Genomic DNA, 6,886 nt, shown 5'->3' with positions numbered 1-6,886 from the left:
TTACATATTCGAATCGAGGGTTCTTCAACGTCAAACTTCTATTTCATACCAGAGATGGTATAGCCTTCAATAATGTGCTTTTGGAAGATGATGAAAATGATGACGATTGGAACAACCATGAACGTTGATCCTGCCATCTGCAACGCGAAGTTTCCTCCGTATTGTCCTTTCAAAAGGCTTAATCCGACAGACAGTGTATACAGACTTTCGTCATTCGCGATGATTAACGGCCATAAGAAGCTGTTCCAGCCCGCGATAAAAGTTAGAATACCTTGAACGGCCATAATCGGTTTAGATATAGGCAGGACGAGTTGCATGAACACGCGGAACTCACTTGCTCCATCTAGACGAGCAGCTTCAAGCAATTCGTCTGGGATAGTAGACATGAACTGGCGGAACAAGAAGATGCTGAATGCACCAACTAATCCTGGCAGAACAACACCAGCCATCGTGTTCGTCAAGCCCATCTGGTTTAAGATTAAATAAACTGGGATCATCGTTACTTGTCCAGGAATCATCATTGTTGCTAGTACAAGGTAGAAAAGCTTTTCTCTTCCTTTAAACTTGTACTTCGCAAATGCGTATCCAGCCATCGCATTAAAGAAAAGTCCGACGAAAGAACAGAGGACGACGACGATCGTATTTCGTAAATAAACACCAAAGTTCATGTTCTCAAACAGGTAGATGAAGTTCTCTGTTGTAAAGGTTTCAGGCCACAGAGTCGGTGTGAGCTGAAGGACTTCACTTTCAGGTTTGAATGCAGAAAGGATCATCCAAATAAAGGGGATGGCTACTAAAAGACCGCCAAGCGTTAAGACGATTCCTGCGATCCATTGCTGCATTTTGTATGCTTTTTTCGCATCAGATACTTTTGATTTCATGTTCTCACCTCACGTCCTAAATGTCGGTATCTTTCTTTTGCAATCGGAACTGAATCATCGTGATGATGATGATTGTTACAAACAGTACAAAAGATCCTGCAGCGGCATAACCAAAGTTGCTTAGCTGGAACCCGTTGCGATAGATGAAGAGGGCAACAGATGTAGTGCTATCTAGCGGTCCGCCGTTCGTCATAACGAATGGTTCTTCGAAGAACTGAATCCATCCGATCATCGTTGTGATCGACACGAAGAAGATAGCGTAACGAAGAAGAGGAATCGTAATCTTTGTAAGCTGTTTCCAGTTGTTTGCACCGTCTAGTTGAGCTGCCTCATAATACGTTTTCGGAATTCCTTGTAAAGCTGCTAAGAAAATAATCATGTTCACACCAATCGCGCGCCAAACAGCTAATGCGATCAATGATCCTTTGGCGATCGTTGGGTCTTGTAACCAGGGTATAGCAGGAATGCCGACTAGACCGAGTAGATAGTTGAACAGACCGAACTGTGGGTTGTATAGATACGTCCACACAACAGCTACTGCTACAACGTTTGTGATCGAAGGCATATAAAAAACAAGACGAAAAGCCTTGAAGATACGCGCTGTACCAAAGTTGATCAAAAGAGCGATACCAAGTGAACATGCGATAACGAGAGGAACACCGAATACGACATAAAAGACAGTGTTGCCGATCGATTTTAGAAAAATAGGATCTTTAAAGATATTGATATAGTTTTCGATTCCAATAAAGCTAATATTTGAATAGTCTGCAAGTCCAGCTAGGTCAATATCTGTAAAACTAATCACCAATGCAAGAACAATGGGAAAAAGAGAGAATAAAGCCAATAGTGCAAGCGCTGGTCCAATGAAGAGGTAAGGAGTCGTTTTTGAATAGCTTTTCATGTTTTCACATCCTTCATCGTTACCCGTGTTGATGATAAAAAGGTAACGAGCAGGATAACCTGCTCGTTATACCCCGGATCAACAGGATTTATTTCTTTAAGATCTCTTCAGCTTTTTTGTCGAAGTTATCTAATTCTTTCTGAACATCTGCTCCGCCTCTGTAGATCTTCTCAAAACTCTTTAAATAAGATTGAGCGATTTCTTCCCATTGCTTAATAACAGGCATCGGTTGTGAAGCTTCCATCTGTTCACCGAATGCTTTGTAAAATTCATTTCCAGTAAGAGATTCGTCTTCCCATGCTTTTTGGGTTGCCGGAAGGGAATTTGTCATCTCCATCCATTTTAATTGTGTTTCAGGCTTACTCATATATGCTGCGAATTTTAACGCTTCTTTTTCGTGCTTCGTATGTTCAAATACAGAAAGGTTAGATCCACCTAGTGCTGAAATGTTATTTTCTTTTGCCGGAAGAACAGCCGTACCCCATTTACCTTTAAGCTCAGGAGCTTGATCGTTAATCAGTTTGATCATCCAAGGACCACTGATGAACATTGGCAGAATTCCGTCTCCACGGAAACCTTGAACGATGTCCATTCCTAGTTCTTCTTTTGGAGCTGCTCCACTTTCATAGAAGCTGTTCAAGTACTCAACCGCTTCAACGAACTTAGGATCATTGAATTTAGGCTCATTGTTAGGTCCTAATAGTTCAGCGCCGTTTTGGCGTGCGAACATGAATGACAAGCTTTGTTCTTTAGCATCGATCGAAATTCCATATTTCCCTTTTCCACGATCAGCTAGCTTGTCAGCGGCTTCCTTCAACTCGTCCCACGTTTTTGGAGCTTCTTTAAATCCAGCTTTCTCGAGCAGGTCTGTACGATAGTAGAGCAAGCGAGTATCTACGTACCAAGGTACACCGACCATTTTGTCTTCAAACTTTGTCGTTTCAACAGAACCTTCAAAGAAATGTTTTGGATCTAGTTCCGGGTAATCTTTAACATGAGGTGTTAAATCTTTTAATGCCCCAGCTGATGCAAACTCAGGAATCCAAGTTGTACCCATCTGAACAACATCAGGTCCTTTTTTAGAAGCAACGGCTGTTAAAAGCTTATCGTGTGCTTGATCCCAAGGAAGGGCTTGTACTTTAACGTCAATCTTTGGATTTTCTTTTTCAAATTCTTCAGCGATCTTAGGAAGTGACTTTGCTTCTTCACCCATTCCCCAAACCGTAATTGTTGTTTTTCCGTCTTCTGAACCTGAAGAGCAGCCAGCTAAGACGCCGGATAGTACAAGTGCACCAACCATTGACGTAACCATCGATTTTTTAAACCAACGTTTTTTCATGTGAGTTCCCCCTATAATTTGCCTGTGAAAGCAATCAATTTTTATTATTCCCGAATTTTCTTTGAGATTATTGTTGAAACGTTTCGATAAGCACATTATAATTCAAGTTGTAATCGTTTACAACATGGAATTTTCAAAAAGAGGTTTCCTTCCATAAATTGTTGGAAACATAAGGTTTCATATACTATTTTCCTTGTTACAAAAGGAATAAAGAAGATAACAGTATGAAACTCAAAAACCTAGAAACTCTCTTGAATTTAATTGAAACGTTTCGATATAATGCTTTCATTTATCTTAAAAGAGATGAAAACTTCATGTTTATATCAACAGAATTTACCTTATTACAAAATAGACATCATAAAAGAATTGAGGGATAGACAATGACAACATTAACGAAAGGGAACATCACGATTAAAGCTGGTGACTTTGCATTTGCGTTCTTAAGTACTGGTGATATCTACAAAGCTTCCCACCATGATACGATGATCAACCAATGGATGAGTAATCCGATCGATGGTTCTTTGAACAATCTTTATTTACGTGTGTTCAACAGTGAGGGTATCCATGTAACTCCGCTTTTGGGTAGGAAATCTAACAGCACCGTTTCGTATAATGAGAATCAAGTTTATTGGAGTGGTACGTTTCAAGACATCTCTTATATAGTCACTTTTTCATTAAAAGAAAGTGGTATATGGTTTTGGGATGTTGAACTCGAAGGAAAGGCTGAGAAGGCTGATATTATTTATGGGCAAGACGTGGGACTTGCTCATATCGGAGCTGTTCGAACAAATGAAGCATTCATCGCTCAGTATGTAGACCATGGTGTGTTTGAAGATGAGAAGCTAGGTTATGTGATCTGTTCACGTCAGAATCAGCCTAATGGAAAAGCCTTTCCTTACCTACAACAAGGATCGTTAACGAAATCTGTTGGTTATATAACTGATGGTTTTCAGTTCTTCGGTACTTCATATAAAGAAACAGATGTACCACAAGCACTTTATAACGAGAACTTAGCGAGTGAAGTGTATCAATACGAATTCGCTTATATTGCACTTCAATCAGAGCAATTTGCACTTAATGGTAAACATCACATCAATTTTTATGGATGTTTTAAAGAGGATCATCAGGATGCTGTTACGTCTATTGAATATAAGGATGAGATTGAATTAGCTTGGAATGAAGTTCAAGCTCAGCTAATTGAAGATACGATTGCGCTTGAAAAAGTTAATCGTAATGACCAGTTTGACGGAACATTAAAAACAGTTGATCTTCAAATGGAAGAAGTGGAAGCTCTTTTCCCGGAGCGTATTTTAGAAGAGTATGAAGGAGATACGCTTCTATCCTTTTTTACACCGACCTATGAACATATCGTTTTAAAAGAAAAAGAAAGAATCGTAGAGCGACCTCATGGACATATTCTCGTTACGGGAGATAACGTGTCATTAAAAGAGGACACGATCACGACTACTTCTTATATGTATGGAATCTTTAATTCACAATTAGTAGTAGGAAACACTTCTTTTCATAAGATGATGACGAATGCACGTAATGCGTTGAATGTTATGAAAACATCGGGTCAACGAATCTATGTTGAGTCAGATGGAAAGTTGAAACTATTAACCATGCCTTCGTTGTTCGAGATGGGCTTTAACTATACGCGCTGGTTTTATAAGACGGAAGATGAGACGTTCATCATCACAAACTATACAACAGTCGATACCCCGGAAGTTGAGCTGCATGTTAAGGCTATGAGCGGAAAGGCTTACCGATTCGTTGTGACGAACCAAGTATCCTTGAATAATCAAGAATATGAAGTGCCATTTAAGATGGAAAAAGAAGATGGAGTTCTTTCGTTCTTCGCGGATGCTGCTTCAGACAGTGCGAAAACGTATGAAAATTTAAGTTATCGAATGAAGATTACGGGAACCGAGTGGAGCGTAACAGACGAGACAATCTTTGGTGAAAATATGGATAGTGGTTCTGCTTCTCTTGTGGTTTGCGATCTTGAACCAACAAATGAGTGGGGCATCTCTCATCAGGGATTGATCGAAGGGAAGAAGATTCCGTTTACAAGTAAGACGATTGAAACGGAAATTGAGCGTTACCGTACATTTATACAAAACACGAACCGAGGATTCCGTTTGACGAAGGATGGAGTCGAGACACACGAGCTTCAGAAGATGAACGCGTTAGCACATTGGTATACACATAACATGCTTATTCACTATTCTGTTCCTCATGGTCTCGAGCAATATGGTGGAGCAGCGTGGGGTACTCGAGATGTTTGCCAAGGACCTGCTGAATACTTCTTAGCAACTCAGCATTATGGTGCAGTAAAAGACATCTTGCTTACTGTATATTCTCATCAGTTTGAAGAAACAGGGAACTGGCCACAATGGTTCATGTTTGATCAATACTTCAAAATCCAGCAAGATGATTCACATGGAGATATTATCGTATGGCCACTGAAGTTAGTGACTGATTACCTTGCTGCTACGAATGATTTTGATATTTTACGTGAGGAAGTTCCTTACACGTCTAACCGTGATTTTAACTTTAATGAGAAAAAAGAAACATTATTACAGCATATTCAAAAACAGATCGGTTACATGAGAGAGAACTTTTTGCATGATACACACCTTTCCTCATATGGAGACGGTGATTGGGATGATACGCTTCAACCTGCAAATCCACAGCTTAAGAAATACATGGTAAGTTCATGGACGGTTGCGTTAACCTATCAAGTCATGACTCAGTTCTCCCAGCAATTACAGCATGTGGACGAAGAAGAAGCTGCAAAACTGAGCGAGCTCGCTAAAAACATTAAGGCAGACTATCAAGAACATATGTTAGGCACAGATGTAATCCCAGGATTTGTTTACATGGAGGATCCAAAATCACCAAAACTGATGCTCCATCCTAGTGATAACACGACAGGTATCAACTATCGTTTATTACCGATGACGCGGAGTATGATTGCAGAATTGTTAACACCTGAACAAGCAAAACAGCACCTTGATCTGATCATGGATAAGTTTTATTGCCCAGATGGCGTAAGATTGATGGACAAACCTGCTCATTACAAAGGCGGTGTGAGTACGCATTTCAAACGTGCTGAACAAGCATCAAACTTTGGACGTGAAATCGGACTTCAATATGTTCATGCTCATATTCGTTTTGTTGAAGCGATGGCGAAGCTAGGCAAAAAAGAAGAAGTGTGGAGTGGTTTAGAAAAAATCAATCCTGTTATGATTCAAGAAAAAGTTCCAAACGCAGAGCGACGTCAGAGTAATGCTTATTTCTCAAGCTCTGATGGTGATTTTAAAACTCGCTATGAAGCTCAAGAACGTTTTGGTGAACTAAAAGATGGTGAAGCCAAAGTTAAAGGTGGATGGAGAATTTATTCTTCTGGTCCGGGAATTTACATGAACCAGTTGATCTCAAATTGTTTAGGTATCCGTCCACAAGGGGAGAACCTAATTATTGATCCAATATTAACAGAAGAAATGAATGGTCTAGAATTGCAGTATATGATCGACAACAAACCTGTCAAAATGGTATTCCGAGATCGCGGTGGAGAAACGAAGCGACTCGTCGTTAATGGTCAAGAAGTGGAGAGCAGCACATATCAAAATATCTACCGAAAAGGTGGAGTGAGCGTGAATCGCTCTGAATTTGTAAATAAATTGTCAGCAGACGTGAATACCGTAGAGATTTATTCATAACCTTTCGTTATAATAAAGGAAACGTTTGCAACATGAGAGA

General features: G+C 39.9%; 4 protein-coding genes. 1 reads left to right on the top strand and 3 read right to left on the bottom strand.

Annotated features, from left to right (window positions below):
- Positions 1-38: 38 nt before the first annotated feature.
- The 3 genes from IHV11_RS12815 to IHV11_RS12805 form a co-directional block, all read right to left on the bottom strand.
- Positions 39-881 (bottom strand): carbohydrate ABC transporter permease, encoded by an 843-nt coding sequence (locus IHV11_RS12815; protein WP_197127118.1) that lies wholly within the window; start codon positions 879-881, stop codon positions 39-41.
- Between the two features lie 16 nt (positions 882-897).
- On the bottom strand, positions 898-1,782 hold the full coding sequence (locus IHV11_RS12810) for a carbohydrate ABC transporter permease (protein WP_197127119.1): 885 nt from the start codon (positions 1,780-1,782) through the stop codon (positions 898-900).
- 88 nt (positions 1,783-1,870) lie between these two features.
- Positions 1,871-3,121, bottom strand: coding sequence for a sugar ABC transporter substrate-binding protein (locus IHV11_RS12805; protein WP_197127120.1), 1,251 nt, complete (start codon positions 3,119-3,121; stop codon positions 1,871-1,873).
- A gap of 380 nt (positions 3,122-3,501) precedes the next feature.
- Between IHV11_RS12805 and IHV11_RS12800 the strand changes: the two genes are divergently transcribed.
- Positions 3,502-6,846: a GH36-type glycosyl hydrolase domain-containing protein gene (locus tag IHV11_RS12800; protein ID WP_197194878.1), complete on the top strand. Its 3,345-nt coding sequence runs from the start codon at positions 3,502-3,504 to the stop codon at positions 6,844-6,846.
- The last annotated feature ends 40 nt before the right edge of the window (positions 6,847-6,886 follow it).

This window comes from Fictibacillus sp. 26RED30, assembly GCF_015903845.1.
Lineage (GTDB): Bacteria > Bacillota > Bacilli > Bacillales > Fictibacillaceae > Fictibacillus > Fictibacillus phosphorivorans.
The sequence above is the reverse complement of the archived record's forward strand: the minus strand, read 5'-3'. Positions and strand labels throughout refer to the sequence as shown.